The organism is Jiella avicenniae, from assembly GCF_021390325.1.
GTDB classification, from domain to species: Bacteria; Pseudomonadota; Alphaproteobacteria; order Rhizobiales; family Rhizobiaceae; genus Jiella; species Jiella avicenniae.
In genome coordinates this window covers 89,180-109,782 of record NZ_JAJUWU010000019.1, presented here as the reverse complement: position 1 = coordinate 109,782, position 20,603 = coordinate 89,180, and the positions used below count along the sequence as shown (strand labels likewise).

The window sequence follows — 20,603 nt, the reverse complement described above, 5'->3', positions numbered from 1 at the left end:
TAAATACCGCTGATGAGCAACGAACCCATTCACGTCGTCGGCGGCGGTCTCGCCGGCTCCGAAGCCGCCTGGCAGATCGCCGAGGCCGGGATTCCCGTCATCCTGCACGAGATGCGCCCGGTGCGCGGCACCGAGGCGCACAAGACCGACGGCCTTGCCGAACTGGTCTGCTCGAACTCCTTCCGGTCGGACGACGCCACGGCCAACGCCGTCGGCGTCATCCACGCGGAGATGCGGCTCGCCGGCTCGCTGATCATGGCGACGGCCGACAAGCATCAGGTTCCGGCGGGTGGTGCGCTCGCGGTCGACCGGGAAGGCTTTTCGGCTGCCGTGACCCAGGCCCTGGGCGAGCATCCGCGCGTCACGATCGAGCGCGGCGAAATCGACGGACTGCCGCCGGAAGACTGGGGCACGACCATCGTCGCCACCGGACCGCTCACCGCCCCTTCGCTCGCCGAATCGATCCGCAAGGCCACGGGCGAGGACGCGCTGGCCTTCTTCGATGCCATCGCGCCGATCGTCCATTTCGATTCGATCGACATGGACAAGGCCTGGTTCCAGTCGCGCTACGACAAGGTCGGGCCGGGCGGCACCGGCAAGGACTACGTCAACTGCCCGCTCGACAGGGAGACCTACGAGCGCTTCGTCGCCGCTCTCGTCGAGGGCGACCGCGCCGAGTTCAAGTCCTGGGAGGGAACGCCCTATTTCGACGGCTGCCTGCCGATCGAGGTGATGGCCGAGCGGGGGCCCGAAACGCTGCGGCACGGCCCGATGAAGCCGATGGGGCTCACCAACGCCCACGATCCCGAAGTGAAGCCTTATGCCGTCGTCCAGCTTCGGCAGGACAATGCGCTCGGCACGCTCTACAACATGGTCGGCTTCCAGACGAAGCTGAAATACGGCGCGCAGGCGGAGATCTTCCGGATGATCCCGGGGCTCCAAAATGCCGAATTCGCCCGTCTCGGCGGCCTGCACCGCAACACCTACCTGAACTCGCCGGTGCTGCTCGATGGCTTCCTCAGGCTGAAGGCGCGGCCGCATGTCCGTTTTGCCGGTCAGATCACCGGCTGCGAGGGCTATGTCGAATCGGCTGCCGTCGGTCTGATGGCCGGGCGGTTCACCGCCGCCGAGCGGCGCGGCGAGGCGATCCCGGCGCCGCCGCAGACCACCGCCATGGGGGCGCTGCTCGCCCACATCACCGGCGGCCACCTCGCCCACCAGGAAGAAGGAGGCAAGCGCTCCTTTCAGCCGATGAACGTCAATTTCGGCCTGTTCGCCCCGCTGGAGCCCGGCGCCATCCAGAAGCCGGAAGGCCAGAAACGCTTCCGCGGCAAGGAAAAGGCCATAGCCAAGAAGAACGCCCTTTCGCGCCGGGCGCTGGCCGACTTTGCCGCCTGGCTCGCGGGCGCCGAGACGCGGCAGGCGGCGGAGTAGGCTTCGCCGCGCCGCTCACGTCGTCCGGTTTGCGGGCATGAACGGCGGCGTCTTCGCTGCCCCTTCACGGCCATTCCGACCGGCGGTAGCACGCGTCGAACTCCAGGAAGGTGACGGCGCCGTCGTCATCCCGGGCGAGACGGCGGATGGCGAGCCGCAGGCTGCGGCCCGCCTCGCTGCGGAGATCGACGACCGGTGGCACGGTTTCCCGCGCGTCGGCCGTGAAGAGTTCCTGCGGAAGTTCTCCGATCGCAGCGACGAGCGGGAACCGGTCCTGCGCTCCCGCCTGCGCCGCGACCAGATCGTCCCCCTCGAGCATGAAGCTCATCCCTTCGACCCGCGCCGGCGACGAAGCGTCACCGGACGGCGTATCCGCCGTCGCGATGCGGGCAATGGCGACGCGGTCGTAGCCGCCGATGTCGATCTCGCCCGGCTTCAGCGCCGCGAAACCGCGCGGCCGGGCCTGCGCCCAGGCGGACACGTCCGCCCCGAGGCCTTCGTTGACGATCGTGATCGCCTGCTCCGGCTCGCTGCGCAGCGCCGTCTCGAGCCGTTCGGCCAGTTCGGGTTCGAGATGGGGTGCCAGCGCACCGAGACGATCCGCCGCTTCGAGGGCAAAAAGCCGCGATCGAAGCCGGATCTGCGCCTCCGGGCGTCGGGCGCCGGACCTGACGGCGATGGTCTCCGTGCCGGGCACGCGCTCTCCGAATTCGGCGACGATCCGCCCCGTCTGGCTGCGGCCGACGAGGCTCGACGCGCCCCAGGGTCCGAAGGCGGAAAGCGCCAGGAGAACGACGGGAATCGCCGCCATGACGCGAACGTCCCGGCGAAGGCCGGGCAGCAACTGGACGAGGATGACGAGCGCGGCCGCGAGGATGGCGAGGGCGACGTAATAGCGCTCCAGCGTCACCCCCTCGGCGCCGATCCGGATGGCAATGCCGAGCGCTCCGAGGGCCAGAGGGACGATCAGGCTGACGTGCCAGAGCCGCGAAAACAGCCGGGTCGGCATCGCTCCACCGGCCAGGAACGGCTCGGCGGCAATTCTGAGCGCCAGCACGAGGAGGGCGTAGAACGTCACGATCCAGCCGATCTCGTTCTTCGGCAGCGTTCCGGTCAGCGCGATCTTCGCGGCGTAGAGATGCAGGATGGAGGCAGTCGCCAGGGCCAGCGGCGCGGCCACCCAGTCGACCAGGAGACGGACGCCGCCGACGAGACGGTCTTCGGCGATTTCCGCGCGCTCCTGGAAGTCGCGCGGCAGCCGACCGAGCGCGAAGAGCGGCCCGACGAGGGTGAAGGCCGTCGTGTAGATGTGCTCGTAGTCGCGTGAGCTCAGACCCGCTTCGAACAGGAAGCGGATCATCTCGAGGATCGCCGAAAGGCCGAGGACGAAGAGGAGCACGGACAGAAAGGCAAGCGTTGCGCCGACCGCCGCCCACAAGGCGAACGTCCAGAAGCGGTCGGACCCGCCGTGCCGGACATAGGGCGCGAGTGGAATGGCGAGTGTCAGCGCCGCGGTGAGCGCCGGCAGATGGCTGTCGGCCCGTCCGCCCCAGTAGAGAGCCGCGCCCGCGACAAGCGCCACCCCCAGCGACAGAACCTGCGACGCCGGGCGCCGCCAGCCGCGCGATTCCGCCGCCAGGGTCGTCGCGACGGCCGCCGCGGAGGCACCGTAGAGCGCGGCGAGGAGCCAGACGAGCCGCCGCGGATCGGGAAGCTCGACGCCGGCGACGGCCATGTTGCTGAAGAGCGCGAACAGACACACGCCGAGGCAGGCCACGGGAAAGCGCGTCAGCGCCGTTTCCGTGCCCTGTGCGAGCGATCCGACGAGCCGGCCGGCTCGGCCCCGCCAGCGCGGCGGACGGCCCGGTTCGGTGTCGGTCTTCATGTCGCCGTCCATTCGCCCGTCCCTGCGAGAAGTCGGTCCGAAGGCAGGCACAGCGGCGCCTCACGCCGACGGAAGCCCGCCTGCACGCGGTCTCACCTGCGCATCGACCGCCAATAGTGAAATGCCTTGCGGGGAGCCGAGACGTCCGGCGGATGTCGCAACACCTCCGCTCCTGAGCGTTCGATACGGTTCAAATATGGCGTGGCGAGAAGCGCCGGCAGAAAGGCCGCGCGCACAGGCTTCGGAATGTCGGCAAAGTGTCGGCGCGCCTTCTCCACATGTTCCCGGCCGAAAGCGACCATGGCCGCGACCGCCCGCGCCGCCGCCTCGCTTTCGCCGGCGATCAGTTCCTCGGTCGAGCATCCGGCCGCAGCCAGAATGTCGGCGGGAAGAAAGACCTGGCGCCGCGCCCGGTGAATCGGCAACAGCCGCAGCACGCCCGCCGCCGTCTGGGCGACACCGGCATGGCCGGCGGCGTCGGCGATGGCGTCCGCGTCCCGCGGCGAAAGAATGGTGGCGGCCAGCATGATCAGCGTCGAAGCCGTCTCGCCGGCATAGGCTTCGAAGTTTTCCCGAGACGGCATCGGATCGTCGTAGAGGTCGAAGATCCGCGCCTCCAGCATCCGATCGAAGGCCGCGACGGGCAACTGGTGCCGGGCGATCGCGTCGACGAGCCGGCTCGCGACGGGGTGACCCGCTTCGCCGCCGCCCGCCGCGGCGTCTTCGGTGGCGCCGCCCGCAATCACGTCCCGCCACCATTGCAGCCGGATCTCGCCCGGCAGCGGCTGGCTGATCTGGTCGCGGACCCGCGCGACCTCGACGTTGAAGGCGTAGAGCGCGGCGAGATCGGCCCGACAATCCTCGGGCGCGAAGGCCAGGGAGAGCGCACGGTCGCGATCGCCCTCTTCGACGAGGTCACGGCAGGGGTCGCTCTCGATGCGAGCCATTTGAGCTCCTCGCGGACACATTGATCTCGGCCGGCGACAGGAGACGCCCGGCCACAGACGGCTACCCAGATCGCACGACGCCTCGATCTGCCACGGAAAAGGCCCCGCAGGCCGAGCGGGACCGTCAGTCGACGGCGACGAGGGCGGCGCCGACCGGCCGGCCTTCCGACAGCATGATGTTGAAGGTCCGCACCGCTGCCCCGGTCGACATCGGATCGCAGGAAATTCCCGCCCGCTTCAGCCGCTCGGCGAGCCCCGGCGGCAGGCGCCGGATATCCCTGCCGGTTCCGAAGAGGAGGAACTTGATCTCCTCCTTGAAGACGAGGTCGAGCCTCTCGCCGGTGAACGGCTCGCCTTCGGTCCCAGTCCAGCCGTAGATCCCGGACGGCAGGCAGAGGATCGAGCCGCGATGCGACATGGCGGCAAAGCGGAAGCCGCCGTTGCCGTAGGCTTCGATCGGCGCCCGGCCCGGAAAATGAGCCTCGCGGATCTCGATTCCCTTCGGCATCGGTCAGGCTCGGCCCGGATTGACCGTGACGCGCTCGGTCGGGTCCTCCGCCTCGGCCTTCTCCCTCTCCTCGGCGGCTCTGGCCGCCTCCGCCGCATCGGTCGGCCGCAGCTTGAAGAAGATCAGGATCGGCGCGGCGACGAAGATCGACGAGAAGGTGCCGATGGCGACGCCGAACAGCATCGATGCGACGAAGGAGCGAATCACCTCTCCGCCGAAGACGAACAGGGCGGCCAGCGCCAGCAGCGTCGTCGCCGATGTCATGGTCGTCCGCGACAGCATTTCGTTGTCGGAGAGATCGAGCAGCTGCCCGAGCGGCATCTTCTTGTAGCGCCGGAGATTTTCGCGCACGCGATCGTAAATGACGACCGTATCGTTCAGCGAGTAGCCGACGATGGTCAGGATCGCCGCGACGGTCGACAGACTGACGTCGAGCTGCGTGACCGTGATGAAGCCGAGCGTCAGGATGACGTCGTTGACCGTCGCGATGATCGCCCCCATGGCGAACTGCCATTCGAAGCGCAGCCAGACATAGACCATGATCGCGACCAGCGAGGCGAAGACGCCGAGGATCGCCGCCCAGGCGAGTTCGCCCGAAACGGTCGGGCCGACGACCTCCGTCCGCCGCACGTCGTAATCGGCGGCGACGGCCTGGCTGGCGGTGTCGACCAGCGCCTGCTGGGAGGCATCGGACACCTCACCCGCCGAGCCGATGCGGATCAGCGCCTCGCGGTTGGTTCCAAATTCCTGAACCTGCGGATCGGCGATCCCGGCGGCGGACAGCCGCTCGCGAATGTCGCCGATGTCGGCCTCGCCCTGCTTCGCCTGAACCTCGATCAGCGTACCGCCGGTGAAGTCGATGCCGAAATTCGGACCGATGGCGAACAAGGAGACGATCGAGGCGGCGCAGAGCGCCATCGACAGGGCGAAGATCTTGAGCCGCACCTTCATGAAGGGGATGCGGGTGACGTCCGGCACGAGACGGAGCCAGCCCTTCGGCAGTTCGCGCGGGCGGCGGCTGCGGACCCATGCGGCGACCAGCCAGCGGGTCAGCGTGAAGGCGGTGAAGATCGTCGTGACGATGCCGATCGCCAGCGTCACGGCAAAGCCGCGGACGGGGCCGGAGCCGAGGAAGAACAGGACGACGGCGGCGATCAGCGTGGTGATGTTGGCGTCGAGGATCGTCGCCAACGCCTTGGTGAAACCGGAATCGATCGCCTGCACCAAGGACCGGCCCTGTCGTCGCTCGTCGCGGATGCGCTCGTAGATGAGGACGTTGGAATCGACCGCCATGCCGAGGGTCAGCACGATGCCGGCGATGCCGGGCAGCGTCAGCGTGGCGCCGATCACGGTGAGGATCGCGAACAGAAGAATGACGTTCACGGCAAGCGCGATGTTGGCAATGATGCCGAGGAAGCCGTAGGCCGCCAGCATGAACACGACGACGGCGATCGCGCCGATGATGCCGGCGATCTCGCCGGCGGCGATCGAGTCGGCGCCGAGGCCCGGTCCGACGGTCCGCTCCTCGATGATGTCGAGGGTCGCCGGCAGGGCGCCGGCCCTGAGCAGGACGGCGAGGTCGTTGGCGCTCTGGACGGTGAAGGAGCCGGAGATCTGTGCCTGGCCGCCGAGAATGGCGGTGCGGATCACCGGAGCGGACAGGACCTTGTCGTCGAGAACGATGGCGAAGGGTTTGCCGACATTCGCCTGGGTCACGCGGCCGAAGCGCTGGGCGCCCTGGGAATCGAAGCGGATGTTGACCACCGGCTCGTTGGTCTGGGGATCGAATCCGGCCTGGGCGTCGGTGAGATTTTCGCCCGAGACCATGACCTGGTTGCGAACGAGGATCGGCTGCGGCGTGGCATCGGTGGTGTAGAGCAGCTGCGAGCCCGGCGGCACGCGACCGCCCCTGGCGACCTGCTCGGCATTTTCGCTCTGATCGACGAGCTGGAAGGTCAGCTTGGCCGTCTGGTTGAGCAGTTCCTTCAGCCGCTGCGGATCGCCGAGACCGGGAACCTGCACCATGATCCGGTCGTCGCCCTGGCGCTGGATCACCGGTTCGGTGGTGCCGAGTTCGTCGACGCGCCGGCGGACCACCTCGATCGACTGGGTCACGGCGGTCGACACCCGGTACTGAACGCCTTCGTCGGTCAGCGACGCGGTGAGGACGCCCGGTTGCGGCTCGGCGAGAGCGACTTCGGCCACCGAACCGCCCGAGATCAGGCCGCTCGAGATCGACTGGGTCAGCGGGCTCAGCGCCTCGCGCGCGGCATCGGCCTGGGCGGGATCGCGCAGCCGGACGGTCACCGTCCGGTCGTTGGCGGAGATCGCCGAATAGCCGATCCGCTCGTTGCGCAGCAGCTGGCGCACCTCGTCCTGCACGGCCTGCTGCCGCTCCTGGATCAGGGATTCCCGATCGATCTGCAGGAGAATGTAGGATCCGCCCTGAAGGTCGAGACCGAGGGTCACCGAGTCCTTCGGCCAGAAGCCGGGCATGGAATCGGTGACGTTGCGCGGAAGCACGTTCGGTGCGGCGTAGACCAGCCCGACGAGGACCGTCAGCCAGATGAGAATCGTCTTCCAGCGCGAAAAATACAGCATGGCGGTCTCGGAAGTGGCGGACCTCGCGCCGTGCCCGGGTCCGATTTCAGCATATGTGCCGAGTGCCGCGATGAGGCGGACCCGGCAAGATTACGCCACGAAGTGACGTTCATTCAAGCAATTGACTATTTGTTGTTCGCCGCCGTCGGCTCGCCCTTGACGCGGACGTCGCTCACCGTGCCTTGCACCACGCGAATACGAACCTGTTCGGAGATCTGGACCTCCAATTCGCCGTTGTCGAGGACTTTCGTCACCTTGCCGACGATGCCGCCGCCCGTGACGACGGTATCGCCGCGCCGGATGTTCTTCAGCATCTCCTCGCGCTTCTTCATCTGGGTCCGCTGCGGGCGGATTATGAGAAAATACATGATCGCGAAGACCGCGATGAACGGAAGAATGCTGATCAACAATTCGCTTCCGCCGCCGGCAATACCACCGGGGGTCTGGGCGAAAGCCTCGGACACGAACATCATCAACCTCGCTAGAAAGAGTTCTTCGGCAAAGGGCGCAATGGCAGGACACGGCCATCGGAAGGCGCCCGATGGCCTTTCGACAGGCCCGCCGGACGTGGCCGCAATATACGAACGCCCCCCCTCATTGCAACAAGGCGCGGCATTTGCGGCGCGATGCCCGAGCGCCTATCAGTATCGCCCCATCGCCCCCTCGCCCGTTGCCGGCCGGCTGGTCGAGGGCACCGACAACTTTTCCCGCCATATCCCGAAGAGACGGAACGAGTGATGACCAACGAGAGCGAACTTGCCCGCATTGCCGCGAGCCTTGAGGCCGTCGCGGCGGCGCTCGGCCGACTGGCCCCCCGCCTGATGCCCGAGCCGGACTTCGCCGCGGCCGACTGTTTCGTCTTCGAACCGCAGACGGGTCTGAAACCGGTGCCCCGGGTCAACCGCGTGCCGATCGTGCTTCTCAAGGGGATCGATCGCTCGCGCGACACGCTGTTCGACAACACCGCGCGCTTCGCCAACGGCCTTCCCGCCAACAACGCGCTCCTGTGGGGCGCGCGCGGCATGGGGAAGTCGTCGCTGGTCAAGGCCGTCCATGCGGCGGTGAACGCCGAGATCGGGCAGACCGGGCGTGCGGCGCTGAAGCTCGTCGAGATACCGCGCGAGGACATCGCCCATCTGCCGGACCTCATGCATCTCCTGGTGGAGGCGCCCTACCCGATTTTGCTGTTTTGCGACGATCTTTCCTTCGATCACGACGATACGGCCTACAAGTCGCTGAAGGCGGCGCTCGAAGGCGGCGTCGAGGGGCGCCCGGAGAACGTCCTGTTCTACGCGACGTCGAACAGGCGCCACCTGCTGCCGCGGGACATGATCGAGAACGAGCGCTCGACGGCGATCAATCCCAGCGAAGCGGTCGAGGAAAAGGTGTCTCTCTCGGACCGCTTCGGACTATGGCTCGGCTTTCACAACTGCAGCCAGGATCAATTCCTCGCGATGATAGAGGGCTATGTCGAAGCCTACGGCCTGAAGGACATGGTCGCGGACGGGGAGCTTCGCCGCGAGGCGCTGGAATGGGCGACCACGCGCGGCAGCCGCTCGGGCCGTGTCGCCCATCAGTTCATCATGGATCTCGCCGGCCGCTTCGGCCGGCCGCTGCGGATCGCGGACGGTGCCGGCGGCTGACGATCCCTTCGTGCGGCGACCGTGACGGGCGGCCTCGAGGTTCCGCACGCCGGGAACGATCGGCCGGAGATGTTCGACCGCTCGATCGACGGGAATGAGTGGACGCATTGGAGCGCGTCAGAACCGCGATCGCTCCCCGACCGGTGCCGGACGGTAGGGATCGGCCGCCCCGTCGAGTCCGCTTCCCCGCGCTTGCTCTTCGGGCAACCGGTCGGAGGCTTGGCCGGCAGGCGCCCCACCTGCCGGCCAAGCCCTTCGGCACGCCGGTGGTCCGAGGAGCCGGCGGACGATGACGATGGGTTCCGCAATGGCCGCTGACCCAACGCCGGATCTGAAGACGCGCGCCCGGTCGTGTCACCGGGCCGACGAGCCGAACAGGAAGCCGCCGACCCGAGCGCGACATGCCGGAACCGACCTTTCGCCCGGCCGATATCGGTCACACCGCCCTCGACGGCCAAGGCCGGACGGGGGCGCGAGAAGACGCGACGACTGGAGGGGGGCGGCAGACATCCAGCCGCCCTGACGTAAGGACAGCATAGTTCATCGAGCATGTCGAGGGTCGATTTCGCCGCATGGCATAGTTTGTAATTGCATCGACCGGCTTCATGAACCACTGCGGCGGAGGAATTGCCCGACCGAATCGAGCACGGCCGCGGCCGGGCGAAACCCGACGGCGATGGCGAGGTAGCCGGCATCGTCCTTTCCGGCGGGACCGGCGACCAGCGTCGGAAATCCGGTGACGCCGGAGGCCTGGGTGACCGCGAAATCCGCCAGGGTCTCTTCTCGCGTCGCATCGTCGTGCAGGACCTCGGCGAAAGCCTCGGCTTCGAGCCCCTCGTCGGCGGCGAGCGCGATCAGGACGTCCGGATCGGTGACGTCCCGGTTCCCGGCATAGAAGGCTTCGGCGATGCGTCGGTTCAGCGGAAAGGCGTGGCCGGCATCCAGCCGCCGCGCGGCGACGACCGCGCGGGCCGCCGGTTCGGTGTCGTAGACGAAGCCTTCGCGGTCGAAGAAGCCGTAGTCGAAGGGCTGGCCGCTCGCCGCCTCGACATGCCGCCAATGCTCCTGCGTCTTCGCCTTCGCCTGCTCGTCCATCGGCGTCTCGGTGAAGGGGCGCAGCCCGCCGAGCACGAGGCGGACCGGCAGATCGGGATGGCGCGCCGCGATCGCGTCGATCACCGGCGCAAAGCCCCAGCACCACGAGCACATCGGATCGGCGAAGTAGACGAGATGCGGGATCATCGACGACCGTCACGCCGGACCCGGCCAGACCGGGCGCGCGGCGCCTCGGCGGCGCGGGCGAAGGGAGCGAGATGCAAAGCTGCCAAATGATCTACCTCAGGTTGCGCATGGCGATCTGATGGGTCATGATGCACCGGCAGGTTCGTTTCAGTCAAAATTCGAGAGATTTCGGCCCTGGAAACGGCGACCGGCACGCGCGGGGAGCAAGACATCCGCATCGCCGGGCGCCGCACACCGTGCGGCCGGTCTCGAACAACCGGGAGAAAATCGCCATGGCATTCGCCCCGAAGCACTTCTTGTCGAGGCTTTCGGCAATGGTGCTCGCGACAGCCGTCGCCCTTACCGTCGCGCCGGTGACGCTTCCAGTCGGGACGCCGATGATCGGCGCGACCCCGGCCGAGGCCGGGCATTGGCGCCATCGCCATCATCATCGCGGCTTCGACGCCGGGGCGGCGGCACTGATCGGCGGCATCATCGGGCTCGGCCTCGGACTTTCCGTCGCCGAACCGCCGTATTATGACCCGTATTACGATTACGGCCCCCGGCCGCTCTACCGGGTCCACCCTCACCGGGTTCGCTTCGCCCCCCGGCCCCACACGCGGGCGTGGTACCGCTACTGCCACGCGAAATACCGCTCCTTCGACGCGCGCACGGGAACCTATCAGCCCCATCACGGCCGCCGGCGCCTCTGCCGCTGACGGGTTGCCCCTGACGACAGGAGACGGAGCAAGCCCGGAGCCGACCGGGGCAACGGAACGACCTGCCACCGGCTTGACGGCGGCGACGGCTGGAGCGCCGCCCGGGCCGGCCGGCTTGCCTGCGCGGGCTCGCGTCAGACGGGCCGGGTCGCCGCCTCCAGCCACAGTGCATCTTCGGCCGGCAGATCGGCGGACAGGGTTTCGCGAACCCTGGCGTGATAGGCGTTCAGCCAGTCGCGCTCGTCTTCGCCGAGCAGCGTCCGGTCGATCAGCCGGCGGTCGATCGGCGCCAGGGTCAGCGTCTCGAAGCCATGCATCGGCACATCGCCGCCGTCGATCGCTTCGGTCTCGGTGACGACGAGGAGATTCTCGATGCGAATGCCGAAGGCGCCTTCCTTGTAATATCCGGGCTCGTTGGAGACGATCATGCCCGGCTGCAACACCGCCATGCCGCGCCGCGAGATCGACTGGGGGCCCTCGTGGACGGCCAGGAACGCGCCGACGCCGTGGCCTGTGCCGTGGGCATAGTCGCAGCCGGCCTTCCACAGGGCGATGCGGGCGAGGACGTCGATGTCGACGCCGCGGGTTCCCTTCGGAAACCGCGCCAGCGAGATCGCGATCATGCCCTTCAGCACCTGGGTGAAGCGGGTGCGCATCAGCGGCTCCGGTTCGCCGACCGGGACCGTGCGGGTGATGTCCGTCGTCCCGTCGAGATACTGGGCGCCCGAGTCGACCAGGAAGAGTTCGCCCGCGCCGAGCGTCCGATTGGTCTGCCGATTGACCCGGTAGTGGACGATCGCGCCGTTCGGCCCGGCACCGGAGATCGTGTCGAAGGAGATGTCCATCAGCGCCATGTCGGCGGCCTTGCCGGCCTCGGCCCGGAAGGCCTCGAGCCGTTCGGCGGCGGTGATCTCGTCCGTCGATCCCGGCGCCTGGCGGTCGAGCCAGGCGAGAAACCGGACCATGGCGATGCCGTCGCGGCGGTGAGCCGCCCGGCTGCCGGCGAGTTCGCCTTCGTTCTTGATCGCGCGCGGCAGCCGGGCGGGGTCGGCGAGCGTGACCAGCCTGCCGCCGGCCGCCTCGACGATCTCCGCGAGCCGCGCAGCGGCAAGGCCGGGATCGAGGGCGGCGGCACGATCCTTCGCCATGGCGCCGAGATCGCTTTCGAAGGCCCCCGGCTCGCGAATCTCGGCGAGGGTCGAAAGATGCCCGGCGACGCCCTCGTCCAGCTTGTCGGGATCGACGTAGAGGCGCGGCTTTCCCTCCGTGGGCACGATGGCGAAGGCGAGCACGAGCGGCGTGTGTTCGACGTCCGCGCCGCGGATGTTGAAGGTCCAGGCGATCGAGGACGGATCGGTGAGAACCGTGAAGTCCGCCTTCGCCTTGCCGATCTCCGCCCGCATCGCGTCGAGCTTGTCCCGCGACGCGCGGCCGGCGAGATTGTCGCCATGCAGGAAGGCCCGGCCCTTCGGCGGCGCCGGACGCTCCGGCCAGACCGCGTCGATCGGATTGTGGTCGAGGGCGACGAGTTCGCCGCCCGTCGCCGCCATGACGCCGCGCAGCCGTTCGACCTCGGCGATGGTGTGAAGCCACGGATCGTAGGCGATCCGCCGACCGGCGGCCTCGCGTTCGAGATAGGCCGACAGTGGCGTCTCGATCGACGAGAGCGGTTCGATGACGGCGAGATCGACCTGCTCGCGCACCTGCAGCGTATAGCGCCCGTCGACCAGGATCGCCGCCCTATCCCGAAGCACCACGGCAACGCCGGCCGAGCCGGAAAAGCCGGTCAGCCATTCGAGCCGCGCGGCGGAGGGTGGAATGTATTCGCCCTGGTGCTCGTCGGCGCGCGGCACCACGAACCCGTCGACGCCCGCGTCTTTCAGGCGCGCGCGCAATGCCGCGACGCGCTCGGCGCTTTTCGAAAAATCGCTGGAACCGTCGAAATTCTGGAACATGCCGCCTCTTCCCGGGGCTCGCCGCGCCCCTTTCCGCCTGTGTCCGGCATTTTCCCCCGCATCGCAAGAGCGGCCTTTGTCTGCCGGCAGACGTTCAGGAGCCGGTCCTTACCGTTCGATGAACGAGGCGCTCATGCTGCATTGCAATAAGTGGAAAGGTCCTATGCGGCCAACGGGCTACCGGCCTGCGGGCGGCAAGGGCATATTGCGATGCAAGGGGAGGCCTGAAGCAGCTTTCCGAAGGAGATAGCAAATGGCCAGCAACGAGACCAACACCACCCGCCCGCGCCAGCAGAGCGTCGGCATCATGCGCAACGTCCTCAACCGGATGATGGAAGCCCGGGAGCGCGAGGCGCGCCGCTACATCACCACCCACTACGGCAAGCGCTTCGGACCGGAGCTGTTCGACGGCGAGATGCCGTCGCAGTTCGAGAGCAGCGCGCCGCGGCGCGCCTGAGCCGGCCGCGCGCCCCGACGCGCCGACGACGCAGGGCCGCGCCCACCGCGGCAGGAACGACTCTTTCAACGGCGGCCCGGCGGCTCTTTGCGAGCGGCCGGGCCGTTCGTCGTTCAGCGGGGCTCAGGAGGCGCGGCGCAGATGCAGTGTCACCCAGTCGCCGCGCGTCAGGGTCTCCACATGGACGAAGCCCTGGGAGCGGAATGCCGCCCGGACGGCTGCGGCCTGACCGGTCAGAATTCCGGACAAAATGACGTCCGCACGGTCCGTGGCATGGCGGCGAAAGCCCGGCGCGAGAGCGATCAGGGGCCCGGCGAGAATGTTGGCGACGATCAGGTCGTAAGGCGCGCGTCGCCGGATGGCGACCGCCGCGAAGCCGTCGGCGCGCGCGGTCTCGACCCGAGCCGAGACGCCGTTCGCGCCGACATTTCCCGCCGCAACGGCGACGGCGACCGAATCGACGTCGGTGGCGACGACGCCGACCCGCGCCAGCTTGGCCAGCGCGATGGCGAGCACCGCGCTGCCGGTCCCCAGATCCAGCGCCGAGCGCGGCCTTCTCAGCCGGACGACGCGACCCAGCATCGTCAGGCATCCGGCCGTCGTGCCGTGATGGCCCGTGCCGAAGGCGAGACCCGCCTCGATCTCGATCGAAAGTTCGTGGGCGCCGATCTTGTCGCGATCGTGGGCCCCGTGGACGACGAAGCGGCCCGCCCGCACGGGCTTCAGCTCGGCGAGCACCGAGGCCATCCAGTCCTGGTCCGGCAGTTCCTCGCGGCCGATCTCGACGTCCGCCGCAAGCCCTGCGGCGGCGCGAAACTCCTCTCGCCGGTCGAAGCTCTCTTCGGCGTCGTCGCCACCCCCGAGATAGGCCGCGATCTCCCAACGGTCCGTCGCCTCGTCGATCTCGGTGATGGCGACCGGCGAACCGTCCTCCTCGAACGCGACCTCCAACCGGGAATATGCGCTCTCGGCCTCGCTGCGCGACACCGTCGCGAAGTATCGAACCTGCACGGTCAACTCGTCCCTTCAGCCTGTCTGGACACTTCTTCGCTCGTCTTGCGGGCCCTTTCACGCCGTGCTTCGCGCTCGGTCAGGGTGCCGCGGACGATCTTCTCCTGTTCGCGCTCGGCGCGCGGCGGGCCGAAGGAGACGATCACGTCGCCGGCGAGGGGCTCGCCGACCCCCTCCCCGGCGGCGAAGACGATTTCCTGCGAGGGGCGGATCCACAGGATCGGCTGGGTGCCGTCCGGACGCGTCTCGTGAAACTCCGCGATGCCGAACTCCTCGGACAGGCGCGTCGCCTGGAAGGCCCAGCCGTCGATGATGTGGTCGCGTACCTGGTTGTAGGATCGCGGCGGCTTGAACAGGGGCGTGCCGCCGAGGGCGAAATGCATGGTGTGCCGTGCGCTGCTCGTCTGCGGGCTGCCGGTCGCCGAGCCGATCTGGAAGACTTCCGACCGGCCGATCTCGGCACCGAAATCCGTGCAGACGAGAGCATTGTAGGCATCGTTGTCGGTGGCGGCGATCATGTGGTCGAATCGCGATAGATCCAGCGAGTGATGCGCCTCCTCCGACAGGATCTCGCCGAACCAGACCTCGACCTCCGCGAGCCTCGCCTCCGAAACGTGCGACCAGTTGGAGTCGGCGATCAGCACCGGAACGCTCTGCGCCTTCAGCCGCTGCGCCAGGGCGATCGAGAAGCGCGAGGCCCCGACGATGAGAATGCCCGGACGGTTGGTGACGCGCAGGTCGAGGAGGCGGGCGAGCGGCTGCAGCGTGAAGCCGTGCAGGATGATCGTCGCCGCCACGACGGCGAAGGTGTAGGCGACCATCCGGTCGGCGTCCGGCAGGCCGAAGCGCGACAGCGTCGCCCCGAACAGCCCCGCCACCGCCACGGCGACGATGCCGCGCGGCGCGATCCAGGAGACGAGCAGCCTTTCCCGGAAGCCGAGCCCCGCGCCGATGGTCGAGAGGAAGATGGCGATCGGCCGGATGACCAAGAGGACCAGGGCGAGGAAAGCCACCACCCGCCATTCGAGACTGAGGATGACCGAGCGCTGCAGCGAAGCCGTCAGGATGATGAACAGGCCCGAAACGAGCAGGACGGTGATCGTCTCCTTGAAGCGCCGCAGCTCGGTGAGGCTGGCAAGCCGGGTGTTGGCCATGGTGACGCCCATGACCGTGACGGTCAGGAGACCGGCCTCCTCGAGCAGAAGGTTGGTCAGGGCGTTCATCGCCACGACGACGGCGAGGAGAATGGGCGCCTTGAGGTATTCCGGCGCATGGCCATGGGTGAAGAACCGCGCCAGAGCCCGCCCCGCGACGATGCCCCCGGCGACCGCGACGACGAGAGCGAGGACGGTCGTGAAGATCAGGTGCTCGGCGTCGTGGGCGCCGCGAAGCACCAGGTAGGCTTCGAAGGCGACGACGGCGAAGAGCGCGCCGACGGGATCGTTGAGAATCGCCTCCCATCGCAGGATCGATCCCGGCCGGCTGCGCAGCCGCGCGTGACGCAGAAGCGGCATGATGACGGTCGGGCCGGTGACGATGAGAAGCGCGCCGAGAATGATCGACACGGGCCATGACATGGCGCCCACATAGTGGGCGGCGAGCGCCGTCATGAACCAGACCATCGGCCCCGATACCAGGACCACGCGTCGCACCGCCGTCGAGGTCTCGCGGATCTCGCGAAAGTTCAGCGTCAGCCCGCCCTCGAACAGGATGATGGCGACCGCGGTCGATACGAGCGGGGTGTAGAGGTCGCCGAAGTCCTCGCGGGGATTCATCAGGCCGGTGATCGGGCCGAAGAGGAGGCCGACGCCGAGCAGCATGACGATGGCGGGAATCTGGAAACGCCACGCCAGCCATTGCGAAGCGATGCCGGCCACGCCGATGACGGCGAGCTGCATGGCAAGATCGTGCATGGATGTCTGATCCTGTCGGTTACGCGCGGAAGTTTCGTCCCGGCAGAGTCATTCGGCAAGACGGAAGATATGGCGGAAACCGCACCCGCCCATGGTCTGCCCTCGTTCCGGTCTTCGACGGGCGATCCGGCCGGTGGCCCCTGACCGCCTCAGACGCCGGCCAGCCGCTCGAGCTTGGCCGTCACGGTCTCGGGATCCTCGCCATAGGCGATGGTGCCCGCGAGCCGACCGTCTTCGTCGATCAGGAACGTCGTCGCCGTATGGTCCATCAGATAGTCCTCGCCCTCGCCCGACTTGCGAAAGAAGGCGCCCCAGCCTTTCGCCATCTTGGCGACGTCGGCCTGATCGCCGGTCAGGGCGACGATCTGCGGCGACACCGCCTCGACATATTCCTTCAGGACGCCGGGGGTATCGCGGGCGGGATCGACGGTGACGAAGACGATTCTGAAGTCGCCGCCCTCCGCCTCGATCGCCTGCTGATGGGAAGCGAGTTCGTAGAGCGTCGTCGGACAGACGTCGGGGCAATGGGTGTAGCCGAAGAACAGGGCGAAGGGCTTGCCCGAAAGCTTCGACGACGCGAAGGGCTCGCCGTTCTGATCGACGAGGGTGAAGGGCGTCCCGTAGGGCGCATCGGCCGCCCCGCCTTGCCGCGAAATCGACAGGTAGGTGAAGGCGAGCGCCCCCGCGACGAGCGCCACCATGGCCCAGAGGCCGGCCTGGATGATCGTGCCGGTCTTCATCTTCGCCACTCCGGAAATCCTTCGCATGAGCCAGGCGGACCGGCCTCTTGCGGGCCGTCGGCGCGATGCCGCGCCTGCGTCAGAAGCAGCTCGCCCAGGCGTCCGCCGCCAGCCTTACGAAAAGTGCCTCGCCCTGATCAAGCCACAGCGTGAAACCGAGCGCCGCCAGCGAAAGCAGCGCGGCGACGCCGGCAACGGCACCGAGGCGTGGAAGGGAGGGTTTGGTCGTCACCGTCCCGGAAACGGTTTCGATGGCGTCATCGCGACGAGAAACTCCGTAAAAATCGACGAACGGCATTTGCGATCCGTTAAAGCTGCCAGCAATTTTCGCGGCCCGTGCAACCTGACGAGGATGTCTCTCGCGCGAACGCCGGCGTAACGCGAAGCGACGTTACGTCATCGTCTGATCCGGACCAAACCCGATGTCGCCCCTGCGCGAAAATCGCATCGATCTCGTCCGCGGCATCTCGCTGCTGCTGATCTTCGTCGATCATGCCGGTGTCTCGTTTTCCGAAGCGCTCCAGCAAAGCCGCGGCTTTTCCGACGCCGCCGAACTCTTCGTGATGATGGCGGGGATGTCGGCGGCGCTCGCCTATCACCCCGCCACCGGCCGTGCCGACTTCGTCACCGTCGCCGCCCGCACGCTGGCGCGAAGCTTCAAGCTCTACCGGATCCACCTTACCCTGCTCCTGGTGCTGGCGACAGCCGTCTTCGTCCTGCCGCTTCCCAACCGCGACGCGCTCGTGTCGAACTGGTCGTTGCGCCCGCTTGCGGAGGATCCGACGCGCTTTGCCATGGAGGTGCTTCTTCTGCGCTATCTGCCCGCCGAACTCGACATCCTGCCGCTGTATATCGTCCTCATTCCCACCGTGCCGCTCTGGTTCGCCCTGATCGGCCGATCGCCCCGCCTGGCCGTTGCGGCGTCGACCCTGCTGTGGCTCGCGGCAGGGTTTTTCCACCTCGATCCGACGGACTTCTCCCAGCCGAAGGGCGTCTGGTATTTCAACCCCTTCTCTTGGCAGATCGTCTTTCTCGTCGGAATTCTCGCCGGTCTCCGGGTCCGGCAGGGACTGGTGCCGTTCCCCTACCGGCGTTGGCTGTTCCTTGCTGCCCTCGCCTTCTGCGCCATCGCCGTGCCGGCCAATCTCCTCAGCCATTTCGGCGGCCATGCCACCGAAGGGCCGCTGCGGTCGCTGGTGTCGAAGACGAGCGAGGGCCCCTTGCGGCTGATCAACGCGCTGGCGGTGGTCTACGTCGTCTTCAATCTCGACGCCCTGAAGCGGATCGACCCCAAAGGCTGGCTGGGGCCCGTGTTTGCCGCCGGCCGGAACAGTCTGCCGGTCTTCGTTACCGGCACGATCCTGTCCGACGTCGTTGCGGCGTCCGTCATCGGGTCGGGCGGCCTCGGGCTGCCGCTGGAGGTCATGCTCGTCGTGCTCGGCATCACAATTCAGCTCGCCCTGGCCTTCCGGCTGGACCGCCGCAAGCGCAGATCGGCGACGGTCCCGAACCGGTCGCTGCTGGTGGCGTCGTCGGGCGATCGAGACTACGATTGGCAGCAGCCGAGCGTTCTGAACCCGATGAGCGATGCCGCCAGAGACCCCGCGACCTGAAAATTTCGAGGAACTGCGCTTTCGGCCGTCCGAGCCGCGGATCGCGACGACGGCGGAATTGAAGAAGACCAGGCTCGGCCGTTATGCCGAAATCGGACCGCGCGTCGTGCTGCGCGACGTCGAGGTCGGCGACTTTTCCTATTTCGAGCGCGGCGGCGAGGCGGCCCATACGCGAATCGGCAAGTTCTGCTCGATCGCGGCGAACGTTCGCATCAACGCCCTCGCCCACCCGATGGAACGGCTGACGACCCACAAGATCAGCTATCGGCCCAACGAATATTTCCGCTGGCTTCCCGTCGATCAGAGCGTCGCCGAGAGCCGCAGGGCGAGCACGGTGACGATCGGCAACGACGTGTGGATCGGCCACGGGGCGATCCTCATGCCGGGCGTTTCGGTCGGCGACGGGGCGGTGATCGGCGGCGGTTCCGTCGTCACCGGCAACGTACCGGCCTATACGATCGTCGCCGGCGTGCCGGCGAGGCCGATCCGCGACCGGTTTCCCGGCCCGATCGCCGCGCGGATCGCGGGGCTTTCGTGGTGGGACTGGCCGCTGGAGACGCTGTTCGACGCAATCCCCGACATGCAGGCGCTGCCGATCGAGGCGTTTCTCGACAAATGGGAAGGTCAGTCTCCCGATTCGGCCAACGCGAAATAGACGAGCGCCGCTGCCGGCAGAGCCATGCCGATCACGCAGACGCCGAGCCAGCCGAAATGCGTCAGAACGGGGCTCGCCAGCGCCGATCCGATCGCGCCGCCGAGGAAGAACGTGGTCATGTACACGGCGTTGAGGCGATTGCGGATGTCCGGCGCCAGCCGGAATATCTCGCGCTGGCCGAACACCAGATTCGCCTGAACGCCGAGGTCGATGGCTACGGCGGCGACGACCAGGGCGATGAGCGACGTGCCGTCGGTGGCGAGGAGAAAGGCGACGATCACCATCGACAGCGCCGCGGCCGTACCGATCCGCGAATGGCCGCGATCGGCAAGCCGGCCCGAGACCGGTGCGGCGAAGACCCCGAGAACCCCGGCAAGTGCGAAAAGCGCGACGCCGCTCGGCGTGAAGTCGAACGGATCGTGCAAGAGGACGATCGGCGTCGCCGTCCAGAACAGCGAGAAGGCGGCGAACATCGCGGCGTGATAGAGGCCGCGTCGACGCAGAACCGGTTCCGAGAGGAACAGCTTGCCGAGCGAGCGAATGAGGCTCCAATAGCCGCGCTCGCCGCCGGGAACGCGCCGCGGCAACAGAGCCACCGAGACCAGCGCCAGAAGGGCGATCAGCCCGGCCGACAGGCCGAAGACACCCCGCCATCCCACGTAATCGGCGAGAAAGCTCGAGATCGGGCGGGCGAGGAGGATGCCGCCGAGAAGACCGCTCACGACATTGCCGACGACGGCGCCGCGCTGATCCTCCGGCGCCAGATTGGCGGCGAGCGGAACGAGCATCTGCGCCACGCAGGACGTCGCACCGACGACCAGCATCCCGGCGAACAGTGTGGCAAGCCCCGGCGCGAGGGCGAGTCCCGCCAGGCTGACGACGTTCGCCGCCATGGTCGCGAGGATGAGCGTCCGGTTTTCCAGAAGATCGCCGAGCGGGACGAGAAAGACCAGCCCGACGGCATAGCCGATCTGGCCGAGGGTGACGATCGAACTCTCCGCCGCGACGGGCAGGCCGATGTCCGATCCCATCATCGAGACCAGCGGCTGCGCGTAGTAGAGATTCGCCGCCAGCGCCCCGCAGGACAGGGCGAAGAGGAAGGTCAGCGTCGGCCCGAGGCCGGCAGTGTCGCTTGCCGGCGCGGCTTTGGTCGCGGATTGGCTCATCGATGTCCGTTTCCGTCTTAGAATCGGCCGTTCGAGGCGGCGGGGCGCGAGCGCCTGCCTGCCATCTTTCCGAAGGGCCATCGAGAGGGACCGCTTGGAACGGTGCGCGCCGGCATGGGAGGGCCGCCAGCGGCG

18 protein-coding genes are annotated in these 20,603 nt (G+C 67.9%); 6 read left to right on the top strand and 12 right to left on the bottom strand.

What is annotated here, in order from left to right:
• Positions 1-12: 12 nt before the first annotated feature.
• A complete protein-coding gene (gene trmFO, locus LZD57_RS18300; RefSeq protein WP_233720937.1) occupies positions 13-1,434 on the top strand; it encodes a methylenetetrahydrofolate--tRNA-(uracil(54)-C(5))-methyltransferase (FADH(2)-oxidizing) TrmFO in 1,422 nt (473 codons plus the stop codon).
• Positions 1,435-1,498: 64 nt separating this feature from the next.
• Here trmFO and LZD57_RS18295 read toward each other — a convergent pair whose 3' ends face one another.
• From LZD57_RS18295 to yajC, 5 genes are all read right to left on the bottom strand, one after another.
• A complete protein-coding gene (locus LZD57_RS18295; protein ID WP_233720935.1) occupies positions 1,499-3,319 on the bottom strand; it encodes a DUF4153 domain-containing protein in 1,821 nt (606 codons plus the stop codon).
• A 92-nt stretch (positions 3,320-3,411) separates the two neighbouring features.
• Complete coding sequence (locus LZD57_RS18290) at positions 3,412-4,266, bottom strand: phytoene/squalene synthase family protein (RefSeq protein WP_233720933.1); 855 nt, start codon at positions 4,264-4,266, stop codon at positions 3,412-3,414.
• A 124-nt stretch (positions 4,267-4,390) separates the two neighbouring features.
• Positions 4,391-4,774 (bottom strand): Mth938-like domain-containing protein, encoded by a 384-nt coding sequence (locus LZD57_RS18285; protein WP_233720931.1) that lies wholly within the window; start codon positions 4,772-4,774, stop codon positions 4,391-4,393.
• A 3-nt stretch (positions 4,775-4,777) separates the two neighbouring features.
• Complete coding sequence (gene secDF, locus LZD57_RS18280; protein ID WP_233720930.1) at positions 4,778-7,375, bottom strand: protein translocase subunit SecDF; 2,598 nt, start codon at positions 7,373-7,375, stop codon at positions 4,778-4,780.
• A gap of 125 nt (positions 7,376-7,500) precedes the next feature.
• Positions 7,501-7,845 carry a preprotein translocase subunit YajC gene (gene yajC / locus LZD57_RS18275; protein WP_233720928.1) on the bottom strand — a complete coding sequence of 115 codons (345 nt, stop codon included), beginning with the start codon at positions 7,843-7,845 and terminating at the stop codon, positions 7,501-7,503.
• A gap of 267 nt (positions 7,846-8,112) precedes the next feature.
• Here yajC and LZD57_RS18270 point away from each other — a divergent pair, with 267 nt between their 5' ends.
• A complete protein-coding gene (locus LZD57_RS18270; RefSeq protein WP_233720927.1) occupies positions 8,113-9,018 on the top strand; it encodes an ATP-binding protein in 906 nt (301 codons plus the stop codon).
• Positions 9,019-9,621: 603 nt separating this feature from the next.
• On the opposite strand, the gene LZD57_RS18265 is transcribed toward LZD57_RS18270, so the two are convergent.
• Positions 9,622-10,260: a DsbA family protein gene (locus LZD57_RS18265; RefSeq protein WP_233720926.1), complete on the bottom strand. Its 639-nt coding sequence runs from the start codon at positions 10,258-10,260 to the stop codon at positions 9,622-9,624.
• 272 nt (positions 10,261-10,532) lie between these two features.
• Between LZD57_RS18265 and LZD57_RS18260 the strand changes: the two genes are divergently transcribed.
• Positions 10,533-10,958 carry a BA14K family protein gene (locus tag LZD57_RS18260; RefSeq protein ID WP_233720925.1) on the top strand — a complete coding sequence of 142 codons (426 nt, stop codon included), beginning with the start codon at positions 10,533-10,535 and terminating at the stop codon, positions 10,956-10,958.
• Positions 10,959-11,092: 134 nt separating this feature from the next.
• Here the strand turns inward: LZD57_RS18260 and LZD57_RS18255 are convergent, their stop codons facing one another.
• Entirely contained in the window at positions 11,093-12,913 is a 1,821-nt protein-coding gene (locus LZD57_RS18255; RefSeq protein ID WP_233720923.1) for an aminopeptidase P family protein, read from the bottom strand.
• A 253-nt stretch (positions 12,914-13,166) separates the two neighbouring features.
• Here LZD57_RS18255 and LZD57_RS18250 point away from each other — a divergent pair, with 253 nt between their 5' ends.
• Positions 13,167-13,370, top strand: coding sequence for a hypothetical protein (locus LZD57_RS18250; RefSeq protein ID WP_233720921.1), 204 nt, complete (start codon positions 13,167-13,169; stop codon positions 13,368-13,370).
• A 123-nt stretch (positions 13,371-13,493) separates the two neighbouring features.
• Here the strand turns inward: LZD57_RS18250 and LZD57_RS18245 are convergent, their stop codons facing one another.
• The 4 genes from LZD57_RS18245 to LZD57_RS18230 form a co-directional block, all read right to left on the bottom strand.
• Complete coding sequence (locus tag LZD57_RS18245; RefSeq protein ID WP_233720919.1) at positions 13,494-14,381, bottom strand: 50S ribosomal protein L11 methyltransferase; 888 nt, start codon at positions 14,379-14,381, stop codon at positions 13,494-13,496.
• Between the two features lie 2 nt (positions 14,382-14,383).
• The gene (locus LZD57_RS18240; RefSeq protein WP_233720917.1) at positions 14,384-16,294 is read right to left on the bottom strand and encodes a cation:proton antiporter; all 1,911 of its coding nucleotides are present in this window, start codon (positions 16,292-16,294) and stop codon (positions 14,384-14,386) included.
• 149 nt (positions 16,295-16,443) lie between these two features.
• On the bottom strand, positions 16,444-17,034 hold the full coding sequence (locus LZD57_RS18235; RefSeq protein WP_233721004.1) for an SCO family protein: 591 nt from the start codon (positions 17,032-17,034) through the stop codon (positions 16,444-16,446).
• 79 nt (positions 17,035-17,113) lie between these two features.
• A complete protein-coding gene (locus LZD57_RS18230; protein ID WP_233720915.1) occupies positions 17,114-17,332 on the bottom strand; it encodes a hypothetical protein in 219 nt (72 codons plus the stop codon).
• A gap of 124 nt (positions 17,333-17,456) precedes the next feature.
• On the opposite strand from LZD57_RS18230, the gene LZD57_RS18225 reads away from it, so the two are divergent.
• Positions 17,457-18,647, top strand: a complete 1,191-nt coding sequence (locus tag LZD57_RS18225; protein ID WP_233720914.1) for an OpgC family protein — start codon at positions 17,457-17,459, stop codon at positions 18,645-18,647.
• Positions 18,622-19,302: a DapH/DapD/GlmU-related protein gene (locus tag LZD57_RS18220; RefSeq protein WP_233720913.1), complete on the top strand. Its 681-nt coding sequence runs from the start codon at positions 18,622-18,624 to the stop codon at positions 19,300-19,302. The genes LZD57_RS18225 and LZD57_RS18220 overlap by 26 nt, the downstream gene beginning before the upstream one ends.
• On the opposite strand, the gene LZD57_RS18215 is transcribed toward LZD57_RS18220, so the two are convergent.
• A complete protein-coding gene (locus LZD57_RS18215) occupies positions 19,272-20,468 on the bottom strand; it encodes an MFS transporter (protein ID WP_233720912.1) in 1,197 nt (398 codons plus the stop codon). The two genes, LZD57_RS18220 and LZD57_RS18215, sit on opposite strands and share 31 nt — an antisense overlap.
• Positions 20,469-20,603: the final 135 nt, after the last annotated feature.

Bases quoted from the DNA above. Each gene is read 5' to 3' on its own strand.
- LZD57_RS18240 (WP_233720917.1), bottom strand. From the start codon at position 16,294: ATGCACGATCTTGCCATGCAGCTCGCCGTCATCGGCGTGGCCGGCATC.
- LZD57_RS18285 (WP_233720931.1), bottom strand. From the start codon at position 4,774: ATGCCGAAGGGAATCGAGATCCGCGAGGCTCATTTTCCGGGCCGGGCG.
- LZD57_RS18290 (WP_233720933.1), bottom strand. From the start codon at position 4,266: ATGGCTCGCATCGAGAGCGACCCCTGCCGTGACCTCGTCGAAGAGGGC.
- LZD57_RS18255 (WP_233720923.1), bottom strand. From the start codon at position 12,913: ATGTTCCAGAATTTCGACGGTTCCAGCGATTTTTCGAAAAGCGCCGAG.
- LZD57_RS18295 (WP_233720935.1), bottom strand. From the start codon at position 3,319: ATGAAGACCGACACCGAACCGGGCCGTCCGCCGCGCTGGCGGGGCCGA.
- yajC (WP_233720928.1), bottom strand. From the start codon at position 7,845: ATGTTCGTGTCCGAGGCTTTCGCCCAGACCCCCGGTGGTATTGCCGGC.
- secDF (WP_233720930.1), bottom strand. From the start codon at position 7,375: ATGCTGTATTTTTCGCGCTGGAAGACGATTCTCATCTGGCTGACGGTC.
- LZD57_RS18220 (WP_233720913.1), top strand. From the start codon at position 18,622: ATGCCGCCAGAGACCCCGCGACCTGAAAATTTCGAGGAACTGCGCTTT.
- LZD57_RS18270 (WP_233720927.1), top strand. From the start codon at position 8,113: ATGACCAACGAGAGCGAACTTGCCCGCATTGCCGCGAGCCTTGAGGCC.
- LZD57_RS18235 (WP_233721004.1), bottom strand. From the start codon at position 17,034: ATGAAGACCGGCACGATCATCCAGGCCGGCCTCTGGGCCATGGTGGCG.
- LZD57_RS18265 (WP_233720926.1), bottom strand. From the start codon at position 10,260: ATGATCCCGCATCTCGTCTACTTCGCCGATCCGATGTGCTCGTGGTGC.
- LZD57_RS18215 (WP_233720912.1), bottom strand. From the start codon at position 20,468: ATGAGCCAATCCGCGACCAAAGCCGCGCCGGCAAGCGACACTGCCGGC.
- LZD57_RS18230 (WP_233720915.1), bottom strand. From the start codon at position 17,332: ATGCCGTTCGTCGATTTTTACGGAGTTTCTCGTCGCGATGACGCCATC.
- LZD57_RS18225 (WP_233720914.1), top strand. From the start codon at position 17,457: ATGTCGCCCCTGCGCGAAAATCGCATCGATCTCGTCCGCGGCATCTCG.
- LZD57_RS18250 (WP_233720921.1), top strand. From the start codon at position 13,167: ATGGCCAGCAACGAGACCAACACCACCCGCCCGCGCCAGCAGAGCGTC.
- LZD57_RS18260 (WP_233720925.1), top strand. From the start codon at position 10,533: ATGGCATTCGCCCCGAAGCACTTCTTGTCGAGGCTTTCGGCAATGGTG.
- trmFO (WP_233720937.1), top strand. From the start codon at position 13: ATGAGCAACGAACCCATTCACGTCGTCGGCGGCGGTCTCGCCGGCTCC.